We start from the raw sequence: 1,966 nt of genomic DNA on the forward strand, positions 1-1,966 counted from the left end.
TTATTTAAGGAATCAAAATCTTCCTTACTTGCAAAATCCATTTCTTTTAATAATTCTCTGAAATCTTCTTTAGTAATTGGTTTAGAACTTTCATCACTTGTTTTAGTCTTTACAGTCCTTTTTAATTCTTCAGATAATTCTTTACCCTCATCTACAGTTATCTTACCCTTTTGAACCATTTCGTCAACAAGTTTTGTAGCTTTCTCATAAGTGTAAGCAGCAGAGCCTACCCCAGCTAAAAATACATTTTTTAGTTCATTAAGCATAATTACACCTCCCAAAATATATACCATAATTATACTACCATTCATAACACTAGTATATGACATCTAGTCATAATTTATTATTTGTTTACAATATTTTAGATAATAAATATATGTAAAAGTTAGTTTTAAATTGGTATAATATATATAAATATGATGATATGGGAAGGTAAGTATATGTCAGGCAGTTTAATAAAGATAAAAGAGATATTACAGGAATTAAGTCGCTCTGAAAAAAAGATTGGAAAGTTTATATTAGAGAATCCGGAGAAAATTTCTGATTTATCTATTGGTGAATTAGCTCAAATGAGCGGTTCTAGTGAAGCCACAGTAGTTAGATTATGCAAGTTGCTGGGGTTTAATGGATATAAAGATTTTAAGATAAGTATTACAAAAGATATGGCACACATAAATAAGGATGGAAATATGGAAGAACAGTATACCGACGTAGAGCCTGGAGATCCTTTAGAAAGTATAATACAAAATATAAGTTATAATAATAAAAAATCTATAGATGATACCTTAGAAATACTAGATTATAATGAAGTAAAAAGAGCTGTAGATGCCATAATTTCAGCTAAGAGAATGGATTTTTATGGAGTGGGAGCTTCTTATGTTATAGCCTTTGATGCATTCCAAAAGTTTTCTAGAATAAATAAGGTAGTTACTGCTCATGCAGATACCCATATGCAAATAGCTTCAGCATCTAATATGAAAAAAGGAGATGTAGCTATAGCAATTTCTTACTCAGGAGAGACAAAGGATATATATGATTCTATAAAGGTTGCTAAGGAAGCTGAAGCAACTACTATAAGTATAACAAAGTACGGTCAAAGTTCAATAAGTCAGATTTGTGATATAAATCTATTTGTTGCTGCTCCAGAAATAAGTATAAGAAGTGGAGCTATGTCCTCAAGAATTGCTCAATTAAATGTAATTGATGTATTATTTGCAGGGGTTGCCAGCCGTCAGTTTGATGAGGTAAAAAAGTATTTAAATAACACAAGAACTGTAATAAAAGGGAAAAGAATTAAGTAAAAACCCGTATATTTACGGGCTTTTTATTTAAATTACACTACTTTTACTTTTTTCTCTTAATTCATCAGCAGAAGGATGGTTCTTTTTCTTCCTTAAGAATTCTTCTGCAATTTCTGGAAATAATAGATAGGTTAATACATCCTCATTACGAATAGTTAAATTTTTTAATTTTTCTTTAGTCTTTTCAAAGGCTGGTTCTAAGGTATCTGCATATCTAGTTGTTATAGGTTTTTCTTCTCCTAAAACTTTTTTTAATAAATCTTCATTAATTTTACCAGGAGCTTTTCCGTATTCTCCCCTAAGATATGCTTTAACTTCCTTTAGAATCATTTTATATCTTTCGCCGGTAAGAATATTTATAGTAGCTTGAGTTCCTACCATTTGGCTCATAGGAGTAACTAATGGTGGGTAGCCTAAGTCTTCTCTTACTTTAGGAACTTCATTTAAAACCTCTTCTAATTTATTTAAAGAATTTTGTTCTTTAAGTTGGGATATCATATTAGAAAGCATTCCCCCTGGAATTTGATATATAAGAGCTTCTGGCTGAGGAGATAATACTTTAGCATTTAATATTCCTTTTTTAATAAAGTCCTCCCTAATAGGTTTAAAGAAATCATTTATTTCTTTTAATTTATTACCATCTAAATTTGTATTGAAGCCATAAT

2 protein-coding genes and 1 pseudogene are annotated in these 1,966 nt (G+C 29.8%); 1 reads left to right on the forward strand and 2 read right to left on the reverse strand.

All coding sequences use genetic code 11. The features are described 5' to 3' along the window. Positions 1-266: phasin family protein (locus tag V7Q02_RS14270; RefSeq protein WP_333861751.1), on the reverse strand; the 266-nt coding region annotated here is incomplete at its 3' end. Between the two features lie 174 nt (positions 267-440). Between V7Q02_RS14270 and V7Q02_RS14275 the strand changes: the two genes are divergently transcribed. Next, positions 441-1,301, forward strand: a complete 861-nt coding sequence (locus V7Q02_RS14275; protein ID WP_106064700.1) for a MurR/RpiR family transcriptional regulator — start codon at positions 441-443, stop codon at positions 1,299-1,301. A gap of 27 nt (positions 1,302-1,328) precedes the next feature. On the opposite strand, the pseudogene V7Q02_RS14280 reads toward V7Q02_RS14275, so the two are convergent. Beyond that, a pseudogene (locus V7Q02_RS14280) lies at positions 1,329-1,966 on the reverse strand (oxaloacetate decarboxylase subunit alpha); the annotation flags it as partial.

Origin of the sequence: Clostridium sp. (assembly GCF_036781005.1) — a bacterium.
Lineage (GTDB): Bacteria > Bacillota > Clostridia > Clostridiales > Clostridiaceae > Clostridium_B.